The sequence below is a fragment of the Flavobacterium sp. CG_9.1 genome, from assembly GCF_015751645.1.
Lineage (GTDB): Bacteria > Bacteroidota > Bacteroidia > Flavobacteriales > Flavobacteriaceae > Flavobacterium > Flavobacterium xanthum.
In genome coordinates, this window is the sequence record NZ_JADOVC010000028.1 from 17,338 (window position 1) to 40,354 (window position 23,017).

General features: G+C 34.1%; 22 protein-coding genes. 16 read left to right on the top strand and 6 right to left on the bottom strand.

Annotated features, from left to right (window positions below; all coding sequences use genetic code 11):
• Nucleotides 1-49: 49 nt before the first annotated feature.
• Together IWX83_RS13600 and IWX83_RS13605 are read right to left on the bottom strand one after the other, a co-directional pair.
• On the bottom strand, nucleotides 50-1,003 hold the full coding sequence (locus IWX83_RS13600) for a FecR family protein (RefSeq protein WP_196830410.1): 954 nt from the start codon (nucleotides 1,001-1,003) through the stop codon (nucleotides 50-52).
• A gap of 91 nt (nucleotides 1,004-1,094) precedes the next feature.
• The gene (locus tag IWX83_RS13605; RefSeq protein WP_073355283.1) at nucleotides 1,095-1,679 is read right to left on the bottom strand and encodes an RNA polymerase sigma factor; all 585 of its coding nucleotides are present in this window, start codon (nucleotides 1,677-1,679) and stop codon (nucleotides 1,095-1,097) included.
• Between the two features lie 411 nt (nucleotides 1,680-2,090).
• On the opposite strand from IWX83_RS13605, the gene IWX83_RS17285 reads away from it, so the two are divergent.
• From IWX83_RS17285 to IWX83_RS13675, 14 genes are all read left to right on the top strand, one after another.
• Nucleotides 2,091-2,288, top strand: a complete 198-nt coding sequence (locus IWX83_RS17285; RefSeq protein ID WP_231380026.1) for a TetR/AcrR family transcriptional regulator — start codon at nucleotides 2,091-2,093, stop codon at nucleotides 2,286-2,288.
• Nucleotides 2,289-3,002: 714 nt separating this feature from the next.
• Entirely contained in the window at nucleotides 3,003-3,800 is a 798-nt protein-coding gene (locus tag IWX83_RS13615) for a sulfite exporter TauE/SafE family protein (RefSeq protein ID WP_073354926.1), read from the top strand.
• A 525-nt stretch (nucleotides 3,801-4,325) separates the two neighbouring features.
• Nucleotides 4,326-4,709 carry a hypothetical protein gene (locus tag IWX83_RS13620; RefSeq protein ID WP_196830412.1) on the top strand — a complete coding sequence of 128 codons (384 nt, stop codon included), beginning with the start codon at nucleotides 4,326-4,328 and terminating at the stop codon, nucleotides 4,707-4,709.
• Nucleotides 4,710-4,917: 208 nt separating this feature from the next.
• A complete protein-coding gene (locus tag IWX83_RS13625; protein ID WP_196830414.1) occupies nucleotides 4,918-6,318 on the top strand; it encodes a rhodanese-like domain-containing protein in 1,401 nt (466 codons plus the stop codon).
• Nucleotides 6,319-6,330: 12 nt separating this feature from the next.
• Nucleotides 6,331-6,648: a rhodanese-like domain-containing protein gene (locus tag IWX83_RS13630; RefSeq protein ID WP_073354922.1), complete on the top strand. Its 318-nt coding sequence runs from the start codon at nucleotides 6,331-6,333 to the stop codon at nucleotides 6,646-6,648.
• 235 nt (nucleotides 6,649-6,883) lie between these two features.
• The gene (locus IWX83_RS13635) at nucleotides 6,884-7,192 is read left to right on the top strand and encodes a DUF202 domain-containing protein (protein ID WP_073354921.1); all 309 of its coding nucleotides are present in this window, start codon (nucleotides 6,884-6,886) and stop codon (nucleotides 7,190-7,192) included.
• Nucleotides 7,193-7,233: 41 nt separating this feature from the next.
• A complete protein-coding gene (locus tag IWX83_RS13640) occupies nucleotides 7,234-8,448 on the top strand; it encodes an MFS transporter (RefSeq protein WP_231380027.1) in 1,215 nt (404 codons plus the stop codon).
• Between the two features lie 61 nt (nucleotides 8,449-8,509).
• Nucleotides 8,510-9,079 (top strand): TlpA disulfide reductase family protein, encoded by a 570-nt coding sequence (locus IWX83_RS13645; protein ID WP_196830416.1) that lies wholly within the window; start codon nucleotides 8,510-8,512, stop codon nucleotides 9,077-9,079.
• A 102-nt stretch (nucleotides 9,080-9,181) separates the two neighbouring features.
• Nucleotides 9,182-9,745: a YeeE/YedE family protein gene (locus IWX83_RS13650; RefSeq protein ID WP_073354932.1), complete on the top strand. Its 564-nt coding sequence runs from the start codon at nucleotides 9,182-9,184 to the stop codon at nucleotides 9,743-9,745.
• A 10-nt stretch (nucleotides 9,746-9,755) separates the two neighbouring features.
• A complete protein-coding gene (locus tag IWX83_RS13655; RefSeq protein WP_196830417.1) occupies nucleotides 9,756-10,253 on the top strand; it encodes a DUF6691 family protein in 498 nt (165 codons plus the stop codon).
• A 6-nt stretch (nucleotides 10,254-10,259) separates the two neighbouring features.
• Nucleotides 10,260-11,357 (top strand): c-type cytochrome, encoded by a 1,098-nt coding sequence (locus IWX83_RS13660; RefSeq protein ID WP_196830419.1) that lies wholly within the window; start codon nucleotides 10,260-10,262, stop codon nucleotides 11,355-11,357.
• 5 nt (nucleotides 11,358-11,362) lie between these two features.
• Entirely contained in the window at nucleotides 11,363-11,782 is a 420-nt protein-coding gene (locus IWX83_RS13665) for a DsrE family protein (protein WP_196830421.1), read from the top strand.
• A gap of 99 nt (nucleotides 11,783-11,881) precedes the next feature.
• Complete coding sequence (locus tag IWX83_RS13670) at nucleotides 11,882-13,576, top strand: bifunctional UDP-sugar hydrolase/5'-nucleotidase (protein ID WP_196830423.1); 1,695 nt, start codon at nucleotides 11,882-11,884, stop codon at nucleotides 13,574-13,576.
• A gap of 144 nt (nucleotides 13,577-13,720) precedes the next feature.
• The gene (locus tag IWX83_RS13675) at nucleotides 13,721-15,151 is read left to right on the top strand and encodes an OprD family outer membrane porin (protein ID WP_196830425.1); all 1,431 of its coding nucleotides are present in this window, start codon (nucleotides 13,721-13,723) and stop codon (nucleotides 15,149-15,151) included.
• Nucleotides 15,152-15,557: 406 nt separating this feature from the next.
• Here the strand turns inward: IWX83_RS13675 and IWX83_RS13680 are convergent, their stop codons facing one another.
• A complete protein-coding gene (locus IWX83_RS13680) occupies nucleotides 15,558-16,004 on the bottom strand; it encodes a tellurite resistance TerB family protein (protein WP_196830427.1) in 447 nt (148 codons plus the stop codon).
• A gap of 473 nt (nucleotides 16,005-16,477) precedes the next feature.
• On the opposite strand from IWX83_RS13680, the gene katG reads away from it, so the two are divergent.
• On the top strand, nucleotides 16,478-18,730 hold the full coding sequence (katG, locus tag IWX83_RS13685; RefSeq protein WP_196830429.1) for a catalase/peroxidase HPI: 2,253 nt from the start codon (nucleotides 16,478-16,480) through the stop codon (nucleotides 18,728-18,730).
• A gap of 269 nt (nucleotides 18,731-18,999) precedes the next feature.
• Here katG and IWX83_RS13690 read toward each other — a convergent pair whose 3' ends face one another.
• From IWX83_RS13690 to IWX83_RS13700, 3 genes are all read right to left on the bottom strand, one after another.
• Nucleotides 19,000-19,935, bottom strand: coding sequence for a tetratricopeptide repeat protein (locus tag IWX83_RS13690; RefSeq protein ID WP_196830431.1), 936 nt, complete (start codon nucleotides 19,933-19,935; stop codon nucleotides 19,000-19,002).
• 173 nt (nucleotides 19,936-20,108) lie between these two features.
• Entirely contained in the window at nucleotides 20,109-21,689 is a 1,581-nt protein-coding gene (locus tag IWX83_RS13695; RefSeq protein ID WP_196830433.1) for an NADP-dependent glyceraldehyde-3-phosphate dehydrogenase, read from the bottom strand.
• Between the two features lie 59 nt (nucleotides 21,690-21,748).
• Entirely contained in the window at nucleotides 21,749-22,060 is a 312-nt protein-coding gene (locus IWX83_RS13700; RefSeq protein ID WP_073354902.1) for a rhodanese-like domain-containing protein, read from the bottom strand.
• A 283-nt stretch (nucleotides 22,061-22,343) separates the two neighbouring features.
• Here IWX83_RS13700 and IWX83_RS13705 point away from each other — a divergent pair, with 283 nt between their 5' ends.
• A complete protein-coding gene (locus IWX83_RS13705) occupies nucleotides 22,344-22,970 on the top strand; it encodes a Crp/Fnr family transcriptional regulator (RefSeq protein WP_073354900.1) in 627 nt (208 codons plus the stop codon).
• Nucleotides 22,971-23,017 lie beyond the last annotated feature (47 nt).

The window sequence follows — 23,017 nt, forward strand, 5'->3', positions numbered from 1 at the left end:
TAATATTTTTCGTATATTCAAAGAGTAACCCTCTTATTTGGTATTATTTTTAGTTTTGAATGTCGTTCTTGTTTTTTTCTCTTATATAAATTTGGTTTTGGGTTATAAATTCTATTTCAAGTTGTTTTACTACTGCGATACTTTGCAAAATATTATTTAAATTTTCTTTTTTGAATTTTCCAGTGATTCGAAGTTCTCGCAAATCATGAGAATCAAAAATTATAGAAACATTAAATTTATTTTCTAAAGTTTCTGCGGCTTCACCTAAGGTTGAATTTGTGAAGATTAAAGTATTTTTGGTCCAAGCCAAAAAATCTTCATTTGTAGCAAATGACTGCACGGGAAGCATTGATTTTGAGAATTTAAGTTGCTGATTTTTGGTAAGAATAAATTTCCAATAGGTATTTTCTGTCGAATTCACTTCTACTATTCCGGTGAGAACCTTTATTTGGTTAGACTGATTTTTATAGGCTTTAATCGTAAAAGACGTTCCTACTACTTTAGTTTCAAACTGTTCTGATTTGACAATAAAAGGACGATTAGGATTTTTTACTACTTTAAAATAAGCTTCCCCACTAAGGATTATATTTCTATTGGTTTTAAAGTCCGAGGAATAACTTAGGCTACTATTTGCATTTAATAGTATTTGGCTACCGTCAGGCAAAAGGAGTGTTTTTTGCTCCCCTTTAGCAGTACTTTGAATTATTGTTCGATGATTTTGCCCTGGATTGAATAAGAATACCATTCCAATTAGGGCAATTCCAATTGCTGCGATTGTAGCTGTTTTAAAATATAAAGCGCGAAGTACTCCTTTTGGTTTACTTATTTTAGCATTAATACGATCGAGTATTACCTTCCTTTTTTCTTCTGAAAAGAGGATAGTAGTATTTTCTTCCTCTTCTATCCGTTTTTGAAAAAAGATTTCTACTGCTTCTTTTTCGGATAAAGAACATTTATTTTGAGCGTATTTTTGAGCAAATGATATGAAGTCTTCTTTTTGCAAAATGGATCTTTTACTATAAGTCCCATTTAAAGCTCATTTTACGTAGTAGAAAATCGAGTCTTAAAGATTTGTTAACTTGGGTTTATTTGGGTTAACATTGCAGCAACATTCCTGTAATAAATACCGAGAATTGGTATGGATCGATAGATTTTTTAAGCAACCTTAAGCCATCGCTAATATGTTTTTCTACAGTGCGTACGGATATATTTAGCCTCAAGGCAATTTCAATATTGGTGTAATTCTCTAATCGACTTAAAATTATTACTTCCTGACTTCTGGGAGGAAGTTTTTTTATTTCTCGAAATACATTAGCTTCAAATTCTTTATAAACTAAATGTTTATCTGATCTAGAAGGATTTGGAATGTTTTCGAGTATTTCAAGATGCCTGTTATCAAACTTCAAATCCCGTATGTGGTTCGCAACTTTGTTTTTTACAGCTCTAAGCAAATAGCCTTCTAAATTCGTAATAGATGTACTTTTCGATTTTTCCCAAAGACTAATAAAAATCTCTTGAACAATATCTTCGCAAATAGCCTCTTCTTTATAAATTTTAAAAGCGTAGGAATACAATCTTTTCCAATACCGATCGAACAGTATTTCAAAAGCCACTTGGTCTTGGATTTCTAACCGTTTTTGCAGCTCCAGATCCGATAATTTTAAAAGTGTTGTTTTCATTATTTTGTAGTTGCAACAAATGAAACCTATTTTAAGTTGCTTGAGGTCAAAGAGAGTTTAAGCTAAGGTTAACGAATGTCAATAATTTTTTGTTAGAGCAGTAACACAATCTTGGAATGAATTAGATTTTCATGTACGTAAAAAATGGAACCCTTCTCTAAAAATCCATGTCCTATCCCTTTATACTTAATAAGAGAAGTAAAATAAACCTACTAGAAAAGTTGCTTTACACCTCATTATCACACTAATCAATAAATAGTTACAGAAAATCAATCAGTAAAGTAATATAATTTCTAATACTTGTTAACCAAATGGTTAAACCATTTAATTAAATAAGATGACCAAATAAAAATTAGAAAATACGGAAATAGAAATATTAAATGCCGCCAAAGAAATATTTCAACAAAAAGAATGGATGGAGCTAGAATGCAAGAAATTGCAGATAAAGCTAAAATCAACAAAGCCTTATTGCATTTTTACTATAGAAGCAAGCAACTACTATTTGAAGCAGTTTTCAAAAGTGACTTCTCTTTATTGGCCACACAACTGAATAAAGTATTGAAAGATGACAGTGATTTATTTGAAAAAAAAAACAAAATTTACAGATAGCTATATCCATATGTAATCAAACATCCGTATTTACCCAATTTTGTTATTCAAGAGTTAAATAAAAATCCCGAATTTGTCATGAAACTCCGTTCACAGGAAAATTTTCCAACTATAGACCAATTCAAATAGCAAGTGACCGATGCGATCAAAGAAGGGGTAATAAAACCTATCAAAGCCAAGCAATTATTCATAAACATTATAGCATTAAACCTATTTCCATTCCTAGGGGAACCCTCGTTGATGGCGCTACTAAATGTGGATCAAAAAAGTTATACGCAACTATTACAGGATTGTAAAGTCCATGTAGCCGACTTTATTATTAACGCAATTAAAATTTAAAACAAGAAAAATACAGTAGTTCTACTCTTGCTATTCCTGCTGTCATTAAGTTTAAATGCACAACCAACTTTGACATTGGATGACTGATATGCTTTAGCCGCTAAAAACTATCCTATGGCATAACAAGCGGCAGTACTTCAGTACTAGATTTTATATCGTAAAGCAATAAATTTTGGTCTAATTCAGCTGAAAACCGAGTGTATTTAAGACAACGCTGCAGACAATATTTGAAGTAAAAATACGTCGGAGTATTGTGATGTTTCAAAATAGTGTACCGTATAAATCGCTAGTTTAAGAAAAATAAACAGCTGTGTGATAAATGTTACTGTACACAAAATTTAAACGGCTAATCTTTACATCATAAAATTTATGATTATGGAATATATCGGGTATTTTTCTTCAATACTAATAGGCGTAGCGTTAGGACTAATTGGCGGTGGCGGAAGCATTCTTACGGTCCCCGTTTTAGTTTATTTATTTGCTATTGAGCCTGTTTTAGCAACAGCTTACTCGCTTTTTATTGTAGGGCTTACAAGCGCTGTGGGTTCTGTGGGTTATTTCAAAAAAGGGTTGGTAAATATCAAAACAGCCATTGTTTTTGGTATTCCGTCAATTATTGCCGTTTTTACTACGCGAGCTTTAATCGTTCCTGCAATTCCTAAAGTTTTATTTTCTACTGATAATTTTACCTTGACCAAAGATTTATTTTTAATGTTACTTTTTGCTGTTATCATGATTTTTGCTTCGTACAGCATGATAAAAAAAGACAAAAAAAATTCAATGGAAGCACCACAAGCACAAAAGTTCAACTACCCAATTATACTTCTTGAAGGAGCAGTCGTTGGAATAATCACTGGATTAGTAGGTGCTGGAGGTGGTTTTTTAATTATTCCAGCCTTAGTAATTTTGAGCAAATTACCCATGAAAGAGGCCGTTGGAACTTCATTAGTAATTATTGCGGCTAAATCGTTGATTGGTTTCTTTGGCGAAAGTGGTGAAAATGGAATAAATTGGCAATTCCTATTTACGATTTCAGCCTTTGCCATTGTTGGTATCTTCATTGGTACTGCATTATCTAAAAAAGTAGATGGAGCGAAACTTAAACCCGCTTTTGGTTGGTTTGTTTTAGTGATGGGAATCTACATTATAACCAAAGAGCTTTTTCTAAAATAAACAGAGTGGACTACAAAACCATAGAAGTGATTTAGCGCAATGAGATCTTTTTACTTAAAATAGTAGTCTCCGTTACAACCACTTTGTCGATTTAGTGCATACTGTTTCATCCAAAATAAAAAATCCATACCACTTAAAATAGGAATCCCTTTCGATAAAAATTGAAAGGGACTTTTTTCGTTTTGTGCGCTTTTGGAATTACAAGTAAATAAATAACGTATAAAATACACCTTAACTATAAAATTACATAAATACTTGAAAACAAACTACTTACAATTTTAATTACATTAAAAATATTCTTAAATTAGTGGTCATAAATAAATCAATAGTTCAATTTATAAGTGCCCTTTTATAAATATATTTTGAATTTTTTAGGAAAGTAATACTGTTCTAACTACTATTATTTTATTAGTACTTGTATTAAATGGTAGTGCTATGAATTATATTTCTTGATTTTTTTACATTTTGAATTATTAATTAAAATAATGCGGACTAAATTAATCTCACCTTTTATAAACAATAAAAATGGAAACTTCAAAAACAATTTATGAATTACACGAAGAGCACAAAACATGGATAAACAAGCTTTTGTTTTACAAAGACGAACTTTCCATTATGGCAAATCGACTAGCTGAAGTAGCTACTAAAAACACTTCAAATGAGGTACGCTCCGCTATAGACCACTTTCAAAATCTGCTTGTTATCCAGAACGAACAGATTGATATTTTAAATCATGATATAGAAAGTCACGAATCTTTTCTTGAAGGAGCCATAAGTAAAAATGCTGCTAATATTGAGTATGAAAAATTTTCAGATCATAAAAAACACCGCGAAAGCATCGCTATTTTCGAAAAAATATTCAAAGATTTACGAGAAGAGTTGATTGATTTTCTGTCAAAATGGATGTAATTTTAAAAATATCTGTTGTCACGACATGCAATTTGATAATCGAAAATAAAGCCACAACAAGAAGTGCTGCGGGAATTATCTTCGTCTTCCTTCTTGAGTGAAGCATTAGATTATCCAGTTAAAAAAGCCTGTGTAACATTAGTCACCAACTATAAGGGAAACATGTCCTAATTTTGTAAAATAAATTATGAACTAAAAAATTAAAGATATGTATTTTCAACACATTTACGACAAGAGTCTTGCTCAGGCAAGTTATTTTATTGGCTGTCAAAAAGCAGGAGTAGCTGCGGTAATCGATCCTAAAAGAGATGTAGACACCTACCTTGAAATTGCCAAGCAGAACAATATGAAAATTACTCATATTTTAGAAACACACATTCATGCTGATTTCCTTGCTGGATCAAGAGAATTAGCCGCATTGACTGGAGCAGAAATGTACCTTTCAGCGGAAGGCGGACCAGATTGGAAATATGAATTTCCTCATGTTGACGTGAGAGATGGTGATGTTTTAAAAGTAGGAAACTTAAAAATTGAAGTAATTTCTACTCCTGGACATACTCCAGAAAGCATCAGTTTTCTATTAACCGATCCACCTGCAAGCGACGAACCCGTTATGTTGTTCACCGGTGATTTTGTATTCGTTGGTGACATAGGAAGACCTGATTTGCTCGAAAAAGCAGCAGGAATGAAAGGAACGCAAGACGTTGGTGCCAAACAAATGTATGAGTCTATTAATAAATTCGATGCATTACCTGATTATATTCAAGTATGGCCAGGCCATGGAGCAGGTTCGGCATGTGGAAAAGCTTTGGGAGCAGTTCCAAGCACCACGGTAGGATATGAAAAAATGAGAAATTGGGCTTTTCAGCATAAAAATGATGAAACTGGATTTGTAAAATATTTATTGGAAGACCAACCGGAACCGCCAAAGTATTTTGCGATGATGAAAAAACTAAATAAAGTTGATCGTCCGCTGCTCACTGAAGTTCCTAAATTGAAAAAATTAGAGTACACTGAACTAGTAGAGGCTTTAGCCAAAGGAACTAAATTAATTGATGCCAGAGATAAAACGGAATTTTCTAAAGGATTTATTCCGGGAAGTATCAATATTCAGGGGAATAATTCTTTTGCCACTTGGGCAGGATGGTTTATTACGTATGAAGAGCCTTTTATCTTGCTTGCCGATGAATCTCAATTGGATGATTTGACCAGAAAACTAATGAGAATAGGATTAGACAACATTCAGTGTTACGTTCCTTCTACAAAAACATGGGAAGAACATGGCGGTACTTTAGAGACTGTAAATCAAATTTCATTGGAAGAATTTAAAACCTTACAGCAAGAAAAAGACGTTCAGGTAGTTGACCTTCGTGGTGTTGCTGAATATAATGCAGGTCACATAAAAGGAGCTGATAACGTATTTGTAGGTACATTACTAAACAATATGGATCAAATAAGCAAAGATAAAAAAGTAGTAATCCATTGTCAAGGCGGCGACAGAGCAGCAATTGCTTATTCCTTACTAGCACGAAACGGTTATAAAAACGTGCTGAACTATTCTCCGGGAATGAATGAATGGATGAATCAAAACAATATTGTTGAATACTAAAAAATCTTAATTATGTTTGGAATTTTCAAAAATATATTTTCAAAAAAAGACACCACTCAAATGGAAAAATTAATAAAAGAGGGCGCATTTCTAGTAGATGTGCGCACCCCAGCAGAATTCGCTGAAGGCCATGTAAAAGGATCAACAAATATTCCTTTAGATCAAGTTCCAAATCAATTGGCTCAATTTAAAGGAAAAGACCAAATTATTGTTTTCTGCCGAAGTGGCAATCGCAGTGGTCAAGCCAAAATGATTTTGGAAAGAAATGGCTTCAAAAATGTGACCAATGGCGGAACTTGGCAGGATGTAAATGAAGTTCTAAACAGTTAAAAAGTTAAATTATAAAAATAGTGTGCAGTTTAAAGCAACTGAAATAGTTGTTTTTAAACTGCACAATTATTTAGGTAGGACTTGATAACCTTATAACCCGAATGATTTTTTAACTATTTTAAATAAAAGAGTAAATTTGAGGGATTCAGTATTAGATGTAGCGCTTTGACCCGTTAAATTCAAAACGGCATTTTCAAAGCTTCCCTTTTAAATTAATTCGAAAAAAAAAAATAGTATGGAGACGAAAAAACCAGGTAATAAAGACTTGATTTTAAGAGAAAAATTGGCTTTACAGCGCACTATTTTGGCCAATCAATCTACTTTTCTTTCCTTTTTGAGGACATCAATGTATTTTTTAATTGCTGGCTTGAGTTTGAGAAACCTACTAAAAGTTGAAAATAGTCTCTTGATTGAAATTGCTCTTTTTGTCACTTCGTTTGTAATTTTTGTTTTAGGAACACTCAATTTTTTCAAACACAGGAAATCCATCGCCAACAATAAAAAGCATATTGGTGATTATCAACTAGAATATTATGAGATGTAAAGAACCTCTTTTTTAAATTTTCAAATTAATAAATACAAGCCTTGGAAACGAGTACGACCAAATTAGGATTGAAAAATAATTGGAAACAATTTACACTGCTAGTTATTGTTAATGCCTTTGTTGGTGGAATGATAGGAATGGAACGAACCATTATTCCAAAGTTTGCCGAAATAGAATTTGGCATTGCCTCAAAAACAGCACTTCTCTCTTTTATCATAGCCTTTGGGATTACAAAAGCCATAACGAATTATTTTACGGGTAAGTTAGCAAACCATTTTGGTAGAAAAAATTTACTTTTATTCGGTTGGGTTTTGGCACTGCCGATACCCTTTATTTTGATCTATGCTGAATCATGGAATTGGGTGATTTTTGCTAATATTCTGTTAGGAATTAGTCAAGGACTCACTTGGAGCAGCACGGTAGTGATGAAAATTGATTTGGTTGGAGAAAAAGATCGTGGACTAGCGATGGGACTTAATGAATTTGCTGGTTATTTCGCCGTTGGGTTGGTCGCCTTTCTTTCCGGTTATATTGCACAAAAATATGGCATCACACCCTACCCTTTTTACTTGGGAATTGGAATTTCCATAAGTGGCTTTCTATTGACTTTATTTTTTGTCAAGGATACTAGAAAATTTGTCCAACAAGAAAACACGACCAATACAACTCAAAAATTAGAAAATATTTTTCTGGAAACCACTTTCAAAAACAAAACATTAAGTGCTATAACACAGGCGGGTTTAGTCAATAATTTGAATGATGGAATGATTTGGGGTTTGCTTCCTATTGTGCTACTTTCTTTAAATTATGATTCGCAAAACATTGGAATTATTACAGCCATTTATCCTACTGTTTGGGGATTTGGCCAATTGATTACCGGAAAAATGTCCGATGTTTATTCGAAAAAAAAGATGCTGTTTTGGGGAATGCTATTGCAAGGAATAGCGATACTTTTTATTCCCTTGGCTTCAGCATTTTATCAACTGGCAGCAATTTCAGCATTTTTGGGATTGGGAACCGCTTTAGTTTACCCTACTTTTTTATCAGCCATCGCACAGGCGACAACTCCGAATCAAAGAGCGGAAAGCATAGGTACATTCAGACTTTGGAGAGATTTAGGATATGCGATAGGCGCCATTATTTCTGGGATAACAGCTGATTTATTTGGAATCAATTATGCTATTGTTTTGATAGGCGTGATCACCATTGTGTCGTCGATGATAATTGAAATCCGAATGCCAAAAGACAATCTATAAAATAATAACCTCTAAAATAGAATCAAACATAAGATCTTTTTAGAAATTAATCATTTAAAAAATGGAACCAAAAAAATCAAAAAAATCTACTATCCAAAATATTGTTTTTATCGTATTGATAGCACTTCTTCTGTTTAGTCCGTTAGGCACTTTTGTAAAAGTACAACTCAACCGCTTAATTGCCTTTTCGCCCAAAACAATTGCTGTAACAGATCAAAAAATACTTTCCACTTATCAATGGCAATTAAAAGACGCCACCAGAAAGACTGTGTCAATGGAAGCATACAAAGGAAAAATAATATTCATTAATTTCTGGGCCACATGGTGTCCGCCATGTATTGCCGAAATGCCGAGTATTCAAAAATTATATACGGATTATCAAGATAAGATGGTCTTTTTATTTATCACAACGGATTCTTTTGAAAAAGCAAATGCTTTTATGGTGAAGGAAAATTTGACACTTCCCGTTTATCAATCGGTTACAAATCCGCCTTTAGAAATGGAATCATCAACAATTCCGGCAACCTACCTTATTGATCAATCAGGAAATGTGATTGTATCCAAAATTGGAACAGCAAATTGGAACAGTGATTCGTTCCGAGAAAAGTTAGACGAGTTAGTAAAGAAATAAAATCAATGCCATTTTTTACTTTTTTTTTCTTGTGTGACAAAAGTAACATAACTACTCCTTAATAAATTTGATCTTTGCATCAATAAATCAACAAATATGGAAATTTTAGAAATAATCAAACAACCTTGGCCTTGGTATATTGCAGGACCATTAGTTGGACTTACAGTACCAGCATTATTGCTCATTGGAAACAAATCATTTGGAATTAGCGCCTCATTACGTCATACTTGTGCCATGTGTTTGCCTGCAAATATTGCCTTTTTTAAATACGATTGGAAAAAAGAAATCTGGAATATGTTTTTCGTTTTCGGTATTTTACTTGGTGGCGTTATCGCATTCCAATTTTTATCAAATCCAGATCCGATATTGATAAACGATAATCTAAAAACAGAGTTATCTACCTACGGAATCACATCTATTTATGGCATGTTGCCAGAACAATTGTTTTCCTGGGAAAGTTTGTTTACCCTTAAAGGATTTTTCATGATGGTTATTGGAGGTTTCTTCATTGGTTTCGGTTCCCGTTATGCAGGAGGTTGCACTAGTGGTCATTCCATTTCAGGTTTGTCGAATTTACAACTGCCATCGCTTATAGCAACGTGTTGTTTCTTTATTGGCGGATTGATTATGGCTAATTTTATTTTACCCTTCATTCTTTCACTTTAAAAAATTAATTATGCAAATTAAAGATCAAAATACAGATTTCGAAACGCGTTCTTTAGATACGGTCTGTATCAACGAGAGTCATTTAGAACACAAATGGTATCACAATTTAAAATACTTAATCATAGGTATATTATTTGGTATTGTATTTATCAAAGCTGAAGTAATCAGCTGGTATCGCATTCAGGAAATGTTTCGGTTCCAATCTTTTCACATGTATGGAATTATAGGAAGCGCCGTTGTAGTGGGAATGATATCTATTTTTATTATTAAAAAGTTCAATATTAAAACCATTTATGGCGAGAAAATTGAATTTCACGACAAAACGTTCAACAAAGGACAAATATATGGCGGACTGATCTTTGGACTCGGTTGGGCAGTAACAGGAGCGTGTCCAGGACCCTTGTTTGCACAAATAGGAACTGGAGCTACTGTGATGATTGTTACCTTGTTGGCTGCTATAGTAGGAACTTGGGTATATGGCTATTTTAGAGAGAAACTTCCTCATTAAAAAATTATGAACACTGAAAAACAAAATATAGTCCAATTAAAACTTCTTGTAAAAAGATTAATCTATCTTTTTACAACAATTATATTCTTAGTAATGGCATTGTTTCTAGCTTTGTTTTTCAATTCAACAATCACAACTTGGTTTCAAAATAGTGATACTAATACTGATTCGCTTTATACCGATGCCAAGAAAAAGGTGATTTTGCAAAATGAAATAGCAAAATTCTGGAAACCAGCGGACATAGATCTGATTACAGATACCATTTTAAAACAAGAAGTGGAATATGGTAAAGACTTAATTGCTCATACGGCTAAATATTTTGGTCCAAATGGTAGTGTGAAACAAATCAGCAACGGTATGAATTGCAACAATTGCCACTTAGATGCAGGTACCAAACCATGGGGTAATAATTATGGCTCCGTATATTCCATGTATCCAAAGATGAGAGCTAGGAGTGGTCAAGTTGAAAATTTATACAAAAGAGTTAATGATTGCATGGAAAGAAGCTTAAATGGCCAACCGCTCCAAGAAGATGAAAAAGAGATGAAAGCCATGATTGCCTACATCGAATATATTGGGAGTACTGTTCCAAAAGGCAAAGAGGCAAATGCGGCTGGAATTTATGATGTAGAGTATTTAGATCGTGCCGCCAATCCAATCAAAGGGAAAGTGTTATATGATGCCAAATGCGCCAGTTGCCATCAAGTCAATGGTCAGGGAATTTTAGCCGAAGATAAAAAAGAATATACGTATCCACCGCTTTGGGGTACTAATTCCTATAATAGCGGGGCTGGATTGTTTAGAATCAGTCGTTTTGCAGGATACATAAAATACAACATGCCGTTAGGTGCAACTTATGAAAATCCGCAATTATCTGATGAGGAGTCTTGGGATATCGCAGCTTATGTGGAAAGTCTTGAAAGGCCATCAAAGGATCTAAGTAAGGATTGGCCAAAAATTTCTAAAAAACCAATCGATCATCCTTTTGGGCCCTATTCTGATAAATATTCTGAAACACAACATAAATTCGGACCATTTAAACCAATTAAAGAAGCAAAAAAGAAAATGGAAGAAGCGGCTGAAAAATTGAAATCTAAAAAATAAAATAAATGAAAAATCTAAAATTGATTGTTCTAGTAGGATTTTTTGTAGTTAGTGCTTTTGCTCAAAAGAGAGCGAATCATCACAAAATTGTTTTTCAATTTACAAATGCTGTAGATACCTTGCAACAAAAAGCATTTATAAACCAGCTCAATAATCTTACCGCGCATTGGCCAGATGCCAAATATGAAGTTGTCATTCACAGTATGGGCCTTCCCTTTGTAATGTCAGCTAAATCGAAGCAATTAAATGCGATAAAAGCGCTTCGTGCAAAAGGAGTTCGCTTTTTAGTATGCGAAAACACAATGAAAAATCAAAAAGTAACAAAAGACCAATTAATTCCCGAAGTAGAATATGTAAAGGTAGGAATTGCTGAAATTGTAGAAAAACAAGAGCAAGGATGGAGCTATATCAAAGGTGGATTCTAATTAAAAAAGAATACTTTTTGCACTAAACTACACCGTTATTTTAGCTGTAGTTTTTCAATAAAAAATTGACTACAGAATAAATCTAAAAACCTAAAAACGATGAGTAATAACCGAAGAGATTTTCTAAAATCAGTGGGAACATTAGGGCTGGGAGCTGCGATAATTTCGCCAAATTCCGCTATTGCAAATACAAATCAAAGGGAAGAATTAGACTTAAATAAAAAAACCGATAGTACTAAACCGCAAACAATTTCTATTCTTCAAACCACGGATGTGCATTGTCAGATTCATCCGCACGACGAGTTGTTTTGGGAAAATGAAAAAGTAGTTTTTAGAAAAACAGGTGGCTATGCCTACATGGCAACGGTGTTGAAAAAATTAAAAAAGAAAAATCCCAACACGTACAGTATTGATACTGGCGATATGTTTCAAGGTAGCGAATTGAGCGTTGAAACTACTGGTGAAGCATTTGTCCCTATTTTAAATGCAATGCAATACGACCTCTATCTTCCTGGAAACTGGGAAGTAATTTACGGAAAAAGGAAAATGCAAACGCTATTAGGATCCCTTGATGCACCAAAAATTTGTACTAATATGTACCATGATTTAGGCGAAGGAAAACGAGGTGAACTTATTTTTCAACCCTATACCATTTGGCATATTGCCGGAGCAAAAATTGGTTTTCTAGGCTACACGGATCCTTTAGTACCGTTGCGACAAAGTCCAAATTACAGCAAAGGAATTTTATATACCAATCCCGAGGAAAATCTAGCACATTATGTAGATGTACTAAGAAATCAGGAACAATGCAGCTATGTAATCATGATCGCACATCTAGGATTATCGCAGCAAATTGCACTAGCGAACCGACCGGAATGCAAAGGGGTCAACTATATTTTAGGCGGCGACACACACGAGCGGGTTCGTAAACCCATTGTTTGTACTTATGCTAAGGTGGTTGAGCCAGGCGCATTTGGTTCTTTTATTGGAAAATTAGATTTGACCGTCCTCAACGGAAAAGTAATCGAAGACAATTATGAATTAATTGAAGTCGACTCTCCTTTAATAAAAGCAGATCCGTCTATCGAAAAATTATTAAAAGAAAAAGAAGCGGTTTATCACGAAAAAATCAATCAAATTATTGGTTACAGTACCATCCCATTGTACCGCTATTTTGTAGTTGAAAACCCAATTGATACTATGATTTTGAATGCATTGCATTGGAAATTTCCTGAAATAGACATTAATCTTTCAAATGGATTCCGCTTTTGCCCACCTAAAACTACCCCGGACGAAACAGGAAATATTCCAATTACAAGCGGATTTATTTATGACATGCTTCCTGTTGATAGTACGGTAAGGACCGCAAAAGTTACTGGGAAACAATTGCAAAATTGGCTGGAGAAAGAACTGAATAATGTTTTTGCCCAAGATGCTTCAAAACGTTTTGGTGGTTGGGTTGTAAAATTCAAAGGGATGGAAGTACGTTTCAATGCATTTGCCGATATGGACAAAAGAGTGCAAAGCATCACCATAAAAAATATTCCAATGGATCCTAATAAATTGTATACAATCATGGCGTGTGAGCGCGATGGGGATCCTGTAGATATGCTTTGTAGAATGAAAGGCGTTCTGGATGCCAAAAACACTGCAGCAACCTTGCATACGGTCATGAAGGAATATTTAAAGCAAAATTCGCCCGTTACGCCCACACCCGAAAAAAACGCTAACATCCTAGATGCTCCAGAAACCTTGCTTTCGCAAGTTACCGGCGTTGATTATACTTTCAGATAGTTCTTTTAGTAACAAAGTAAAAAGTCATAAAGCCGAATGCATAAAAAACATTCGGCTTTATGACTTTTTACAGCTACTGTGATAAAAGTTACTTCCCACTCGTTAGGATGGTCTTAATTTTGTACCAAATCTAAACGTTCAAAAATGAGAAATTTTTTCGTATTAATTTATATGCTTACTGCTTTGCTTTTTGTGACTAATGCAATAGCACAACATCAAGAAATTGCAGAGAAGCCAACAGTTTGGAAAGAAAAAAGTAACGAAAAGATTGATTCGACCTCGATTTTAAATGCTTTTAAAAATGGAAATTTCAGTGGTCACTTTCGCTATTTTTTCATGGGTACAAATAATGAAAGTGGCTTGTCGGATTACTTCGCTAATGCTCTTGGAGGTGGCGTTAAATTTGAGACGGCTCAATTTCATAATTTTCAATTTGGTGTTAGCGGTTATCACATTTATAATATTGGTTCTTCCGATTTTTCTAAAAAAGATCCAATAACCAATTTATCCAACAGGTATGAAGTGGCTCTTTTTGATTTACAAAATGCATCAAGTAAAGGCAATTTAAGCCGGTTAGAGGAATTATATTTAAAATACAACTACAAACATTCTACTGTAACCCTGGGAAAACAACTGCTGAATACGTCTTTCATTAACCTGCAGGACGGCAGAATGCGACCTACAGAAGTCGATGGAATTTGGATCGATTTTAATGAAATCAAAAAAACAAAAATTAACATAGGCTACTTGTATGGGATTTCACCACGAAGCACAATGAAGTATTTCAGAATTGGGGAATCCATTGGTATTTATCCAGCAGGAGTCAACCCTGATGGAACAAAATCAGACTATGCTGGAAACCTAGACAGCGACGGTGTTTATATTATTGGAATCCAAAATGAATCGGTATCTAATTTAAAAACACTTCTGTGGAATCAGTACGCAGAGAATTTATTCAATTCGGCCTTGTTCCAAATGGACTACAACTACCCTTTAAATCATAATTCAAAACTACTTTTAGGTTTTCAAACGGTATACCAAAATGCACTGAATGAGGGAGGAAATATAGATCCACGCAAAACTTATTTTCAAAAAAATGGCAGCTCACAGACCTTTGGCGGTAGACTCGGATGGAAAACAAAAGCCATCGAATGGACTTTAAATTACAATCGAATTACTGCAAAAGGACGATATTTAATGCCACGCGAATGGGGACGAGATCCATTTTATACCTTTATGACTAGAGAACGAAATGAAGGTTTTGGGGATGTAGATGCCGTAATGACTAAAATACAATATACGAATCCTAAAAAAACATTCAAATCGCATTTAGCAGTGGGATATTTTGATTTACCAGATGTAAAAAACGTTGCGTTAAATAAATATGGTTTGCCTTCCTATTGGCAAACTAATGCGGACATACGATATGAATTTCAAGGGCTCCTAAAAGGTTTTGATGCACAATTATTATATGTACACAAGTTCAATGTGGGCGAAACTTACGACAGTAAAAATTACATTTTCAATAAAACTAACATGAGCAATATCAACTTTATACTTAATTTTAATTTTTAAAAAATTTCTTTCTTAATCTAAATGATAAAACTTCTTAATTAAATAATCCACTATAAAATAGACCAACACACCCACAAAGGCAAGTGTTAGTAGTAAACTGATGAGGTTGAGTACAATATTAGGAATAAACTTCAACCGAGGATGCGTAAGCACAGGCTCTCGATGCAGTCTGGCGTGAAAGGCTTCCTTTGCTATTTTGATTTTCTTTTTGATAGTAAATGATTTTTTTAAAACAATAATATGCCTTTAATCAAATGTAATACTAAGATCATATTTGGAAGAAACTAAAGTAAGCAATAATTTTAATATACGTCGGTTTTGAAACAAGCAGAATAGTTCTGAATTGAAAAATTTTGCTTGTTTAACTATTTCATTACCAATATTTTTTTATTCTTTTATTCTCAGTTTAAATTCTTTTGATATTGCCTCTATTTTTTAAGAAAATAACCTCAATAATTTTGCTGATCATTGCAGCCTCGATTTTTAACTGATCCGATAAAACTTCAATTATATTCTTTTCTTCTTTCTCTAATATTCCGTCGGCGAGTAATACTTCTAAAGCAAGGGCAAAAACGGTTTCTTTATCTTCTTCATTAATCTGTTTACAACAAGCAGCTATGTATTTTAATTGTCCAACCTCTGCTCTTAAATTAAATGACTTAGTATATAGAGGTGCAATATCGATTCCCACAAATTTCTCTTTAGAATGCAATAATCTTGATAATGCAGCTTTTTCAGAATCTTTAATTTGATTGTCGGCAGAAATACAGGAGTATAAAATCCCAACCCAAGCTTCAAAATCTGACGTTACCCAATTTTGATCCTCATTATTATTCGCTTCAAATGAACTCATGTTTAGTATTTGTTTTAGGCATAAAGTTACTGCTTAGATTGCAAAGGATCGCTTGGTTTATGATTAAATTATCTTTTTATTTTTTAGCATGTTGTAACCTAATTCAAAATGAGAGAGATAAAAAAAAACACATCGCTACCAATTTTGAAAAACACAATAATTGAATGATTACAATACGGCATTAAAGACTACTGACATAGACCAAAGGTTGTAGCGCAAGTTCCAAACCTTTTAAAATGTCAAACTTGTGGTCATTCAATAAAAGCACAAGTACATTAAATTCACTTTAAGAGTCTCTTTTAATATGATTTTAAAATTTTAAAGTAATGCAAAAGAGCTAGTGCTACTCATTTTGACTAAATTTAACATGTACAAACAAGACTTGCGCTATAGTTTTTATCTATTAAAAATTAAATTTGGTACGAATGCTTTTTAGTAAATTCGCTTTAAGTAAATAAAAAATCAATCATACTATGGAAAATAATACGAAACCAACATCTTACAATGTAAATGGTGAAAGCAAATGTCCCTTTTCTGCTGGAGCAAATGCTCCAAAACAAAGTGAAAGAAATGGAAAAATAAATCGCGGCTGGTGGCCAAACCAATTAAAATTGAACATTTTGCGCCAAAACTCATTAGAATCTAATCCAATGGGAGCTCATTTCAATTATGCCGAAGAGTTCAAATCTGTCGATTTAGATGCTTTGAAAAAAGACATTACAGATGTTATCACTACCTCACAAGACTGGTGGCCTGCTGATTACGGCAGCTACGGGCCATTTTTCATTCGGTTAGCTTGGCACAGCGCGGGAACATACCGTATTGCTGATGGACGTGGAGGAGCAGGTTTTGGAACACAACGTTTTGCGCCTCTAAACAGTTGGCCAGATAATGCAAACTTAGATAAGGCACGTTTATTATTATGGCCTATCAAACAAAAATATGGTAATAAAGTTTCATGGGCTGACTTAATAGTTCTTGTAGGAAACTGCGCGCTAGAATCTGCTGGTTTTGAAACTTTTGGTTTTGCTGGAGGCCGTGTAGATGTTTGGGAACCACAAGAAGATATTTATTGGGGTCCTGAAAAAGAATGGTTGTCACTAAGCACAGAACCACATAGCCGTTACTCTGGTGATCGTGAATTAGAAAATCCTTTGGCTGCAGTTCAAATGGGATTAATTTATGTTAACCCTGAAGGTCCTGACGGTAATCCTGATCCACTTTTGGCAGCACATGACATTAGAGAAACCTTTGCCCGTATGGCGATGAATGATGAAGAAACTGTTGCACTTTGTGCCGGAGGACATACCTTAGGAAAAACTCACGGTGCCGCTGACCCAAATAAATATGTGGGAGCGGAACCTGCTGGTGCCTCTATCGAAGAGCAAAACCTTGGATGGAAAAATACCTATGGAACTGGGAATGGTGCTGATACGATTACAAGTGGATTAGAAGGTGCATGGACTACTACGCCGGTTACTTGGAGTAATAATTATTTCGAAAACTTGTTTGGTTTTGAATGGGAATTGACAAAAAGTCCAGCCGGAGCACATCAGTGGAAACCTGTAGGTAATGCAGGAGCTGGAACGGTTCCTGACGCACACGATCCAACTAAAACACACCAACCTTTTATGTTGACTACTGATTTATCATTGCGAGTAGATCCAGCGTATGAGAAAATTTCAAGACACTTTTTAGAAAATCCAGCCGAATTCAATGATGCTTTTGCTAAAGCATGGTTCAAACTGACGCACAGAGATATGGGACCTAAAGCGCGCTACTTGGGATCAGAAGTTCCTACCGAAGAATTAATTTGGCAAGATCCTGTTCCAGCGGTAACGCATCAATTAATTGATGAACAAGATATTGTTTTGCTTAAAGAAAACCTTCTTGCTTCAGAATTAACTGTGCCAGAATTAGTTAGTACGGCATGGGCATCAGCATCTACCTTCCGTGGATCAGATAAACGTGGTGGTGCTAATGGTGCTCGTATCCGTTTAGAACCACAAAAAAATTGGAAAGTAAATAACCCATCCCAACTAGAACGTGTGTTACATACTTTAGAAAACATTAAAAACGAGTTCAACAATGCTCAATCAAGTGGAAAACAAGTTTCAATGGCTGACCTTATTGTTTTAGGTGGTAGCGCCGGTATTGAAAAAGCTGCCGCAAATGCTGGACAGCAGGTTTCAGTACCTTTCACACCAGGAAGAACAGATGCTTCACAAGAACAAACAGACATAGAATCTTTTTCAGTTCTAGAGCCACAAGCAGATGGATTCCGTAATTATGTAAAAACAAAATTTACTGTTTCTGCTGAAGAAATGTTAGTTGACAAAGCACAGTTATTAACATTAACAGCTCCTGAAATGACTGTTCTTGTAGGAGGTATGCGCGCTTTAAATACCAACTTTGACCAATCTCAAAATGGGGTTTTCACCAATAAAAAAGAAGCGCTGACAAATGATTTCTTTTTGAATTTACTTGATTTAGGAACTACATGGAAAGCAGTGTCAGAATCAGATGATGCCTTTGTAGGAAGTGATCGTATGGCCGGCGGATTGAAATGGATTGGAACTCGAGTAGATTTAATCTTTGGTTCAAATTCAGAACTTAGAGCCATTGCTGAAGTTTATGGATATGCCGATGGTCAGGAAAAATTCACAAAAGACTTCATCGCAGCATGGACTAAGGTGATGAATCTAGACCGTTTCGACTTAGTATAATTTTAGATTTTTAATTTGTTTAAAAAGGTGATCTGGTAACGGGTCACCTTTTTTATAGGTTAAATTGAAGGTCAATCATACTTTCTAGCTCATCAAAGATTACCAAAATATTTATTATCAATATTTTATTACAATTACATATTTTGATACTCATTGGATAAAAACTCCTTTACAATCTTTATAGTGTTTGATATTAAGAAACGGGTTTGCAAATATTTTTTTTTGATTTTAAGCCTATTTCAATGCGTCTGTTTTTTTGTGGATTTTACTCAATTACAATGTTTTTTTACTTCTTTATTTGCTTGTTCTAGTCCTAATTCCTTTGATTTATTTAAATCTAAACAACCACAAATTTTATCTTTAGCCTTTATTTTTGCTAACCCTCTATTATAATAGGCTTCAGCAGATTTAGGATTGATTCGTATTGCCATTCCATAATCAGCCATTGCTCCATCATAATCCTTTATTTTGTTTTTTGCATTTCCTCTGCCATAATAAGCATCTGCATCGTCAGAAACCAAATCTATATATCTACTATAATCATCAATTGCTCCTTTAAAATCTTTCGATTTTTTCTTAGCGCGTGCTCTATTAAAATAGGCTTCAATATAATTAGGATTAATTTCTATTGCTTTATTAAAATAAAAGATTGCTTTTTTATAAGTTTTCAATTCATCTTTGGCATAACCAATAGAGAAATAAGCAATAGCATGATTTGGATTAATCTTGATTGCTTTAATGTAATCAGAAATGGCCCCTTTATAGTTTTTCAATTCATCTTTCGCAAATCCTCTTTTATAATAAGAATCTGCATCTGAACTATTAATACTTATCGCTTTATCATAATCCAAAATTGATCCTGCAAAGTCAAGCATGTTGCTCTTTGCATTAGCCCTGTTTAAATAAGCATCTTCATAAGAAGGATATCTCTCCAATACTTTATTGAAATCTAATACAGCTCCTGCATAATCCTCTACTATATTTTTAGCATAGCCTCTACCAAAAAATGCTTCAATGTATTCAGGATTTAGTCCAATTGCTCTGTCGAACTCTTTTACTGCTGCATTGTAGTCCTCTAGTTTAATTTTAGAAAAAGCCTTTTTATAAAATGATTCCGCAAATACATTATTAAAAGTAACTTCATTTGTCTGACTATAACAATTAATGCAGCTATAAAAAGTAAATATTAAAAAATATATTCTCATAATTGGAAATTAAAAGTATTCAAAATTAAACTATATATTTGAATTAAAAAAGAATTGATAATATCCATTAACTTAACTTAAATATATTAGAATAAAATCTTCTCTTCCAACTTAACTCCACAAAAAAGCCGTCCAAATTTATCGGGACGGCTTATTATTTGAAATCATAAAGATTATAAAATGTAATCAGTATTGATGAAATTTGATTCTTTACTACTTAACAATTCCTGTAAAATGGCATTATTATAAGCATTGTCTTTGGATGCAACAAAAGTTCTAATCGAGAACGAACGCAAGGCATCATGTATGCTTAAGGTTCCTACAGCAGAATCTTTTCGTCCTGTAAACGGTAAAACATCTGGACCTCTTTGACAAGAACTATTCAAGTTTACTCGACATACTAAATTAACTAAAGTATCTATAAGTGGTGCAATGGTTTTTATATCTCTCCCAAACAAACTCACTTGTTGTCCATAATTTGATTCGGCCATATCATTTAGAGGCTCTTGAATGTCTTTAAAAGTCATTACAGGTACTACTGGCCCAAATTGCTCCTCATGATACACTCTCATTTCTTTGTTTACTGGAAATAAAACCGCTGGAAAGATATAATTAGCAGTGTGCTGTCCTCCTTTTTCGTTGATGATTGCTGCTCCCTTTTTGATAGCATCATCTATCAACTCTTGGATATAGGCAGGTTTTTCTTTTTCTGGTAAAGGCGTCAAAAAGACTGAAGCATCCCATGGATTTCCAAAAACTAAGGAATCTACTTTAGCTGCAAAACGCTTATTAAACTCATCTGCAATGGATTCATGTACATACAATACTTTCAAGGCTGTACAACGCTGCCCATTAAACGATAAAGAGCCTGCTATACATTCCTGGATAGCCAAATCTAAGTCGGCATCTGGTAAAATGATTGCTGGATTTTTAGCTTCCAAACCTAGTATCAAACGCAATCGGTTTTTATTAGGATGTTGGTCCTGTAACGCAATCGCTGATGTACTATTTCCGATCAAAGCTAAAATTGCTACTTTACCAGATTTCATAATCGGCGAAGCTACTTCACGTCCACGTCCATACACAATATTAATAGCTCCTTTTGGAAAACTATTTCGGAATGCTTCTAATAAAGGAGAGATTAACAAAACACCTAGTTTTGCTGGCTTAAAAATGACAGGATTTCCCATAATCAAGGCAGGAATCAGCAACGAAAAAGTTTCATTTAACGGATAATTATAAGGTCCAAGGCATAAAACAACCCCAAGCGGTCCTCTACGAACCATAGCATTTATTCCTTGAACTTTAGAAAATTTAGCACTTCGGCTGTTTAATTCTTTTAAGCTGTCAATGGTATCATAAATATATTCTACCGTTCTATCAAATTCTTTCTCCGAATCACCCAATGATTTTCCAATTTCCCACATCAATAATTTAACAACTTCTTTACGGGTGGTCTTCATTTGAGTAACAAAATTTTCCATGCATTTTATGCGATCAGAAACTTTCATTGTAGGCCATAATCCTTGACCATTATTATAAGCCGCACTTGCTGATTCAACGGCTTCCAGAGCTTCGGCTTCTCCCATAAACGGAACGGAACCTAATATAGTTGGACCATACTCCGCTGTAGATGATATAGTTGAAAAAACAGCCGTGGTCTGACCTTCCCATTTCTTTAATTCACCATCCACTAAATAAGTATCTTGATTCAACAATGATGTAATCTGATATTCTTCTGGTATTAAATTCATATAAAGCGTGTTAAATTAATTATTTAAGTAAATAAAAGAGACAATCTTCTGCTTCTTTTTTATGGCTCAATTATTTCTCCATCCCATTCTAAAATCCCGCCCAATAAGTTATAAGCGTTTTCAAAACCAAGTTGATTCATTATTTCACAGGCTTTTGCACTACGCATTCCAGAGCGGCAATATACATAGTACTTTTTATGTTTGTCTAAAGCCTCTATTTCGCTTACAAAATCTTGTCCTCGGTGAATATCGATGTTGATAGCATTTGCTATGAAACCTTCGTTAAATTCGGCTTCCGTTCTCACATCGAGAATGACTGCATTTTCATCCGCTTCAAATTGAGCAACCCAATCTTCTTGTTGTAAATTCATAATGATGTTTTTTGTAAAAATACAACGTTTTTACCGAACATTAAACGCAACAATTGTTAATTAGAAACTATTTGTAAGAAATCGTTTTCGCAAAACATTAACTATCAATAAACTATAAAAACGACCTTGTTTTTCACAAAAAAACAGTCTATCACGCCCATAGGTAATTAAATTTTAATAGGTGTGAAATCAAGTAGTTATCTTTTTTTTTGTATCAAAACCCTCCTCTATTTTAAGTTATTTAAACTACTTTTACACTACAAAACATAGAAAAAAGACCAAAATGCTTGATCCAATAAAAAAATATTTCCCCACATTTTCTACTGAATTAGTAAAAGAAATTGAAACTAGCGCCACAATTCATTCCTTTCTAGCGGGAACTATTATCATACGAACAGGACAATACATAAAAAATACTGTTTTGGTTATTAGTGGAAAAATTAAAGTTTACCGAGAGGATGAAAATGGCGGCGAATTTTTTATGTACTACTTGCAACCCGGTCAAGCCTGCGCTATTTCAATGATTTGCGCCACCAAGAATGAAAAAAGCCAGATTATGGCAAAAGTTGTTGAGGATGTAGAACTAATCATGGTGCCTTTGCCCTTAATGGATAAATGGATGATGCAGCACCGCAGCTGGTATGAATTTGTTATCGATACCTACAGAAGTCGTTTTGAAGAGGTGCTCGAAGTAATTGATAGTATTGCTTTTCGAGCGATGGACGAGCGCTTAGAATTTTATTTAAAGCGCCATGCTGAGGTTTGTGGTTGCAGAGAATTAAAGCTTTCTCATCAGGAAATTGCATCTGAATTGAATACATCTCGAGAAGTAATTTCGCGTTTACTAAAGAAAATGGAGCAGCGAGGTTTGGTCACTTTACACCGAAATAATATTGAACTCCTGAAATAAATTTTGTTCTACAAAGAATATTTTCTGTAAATAAAATTATTCAAACC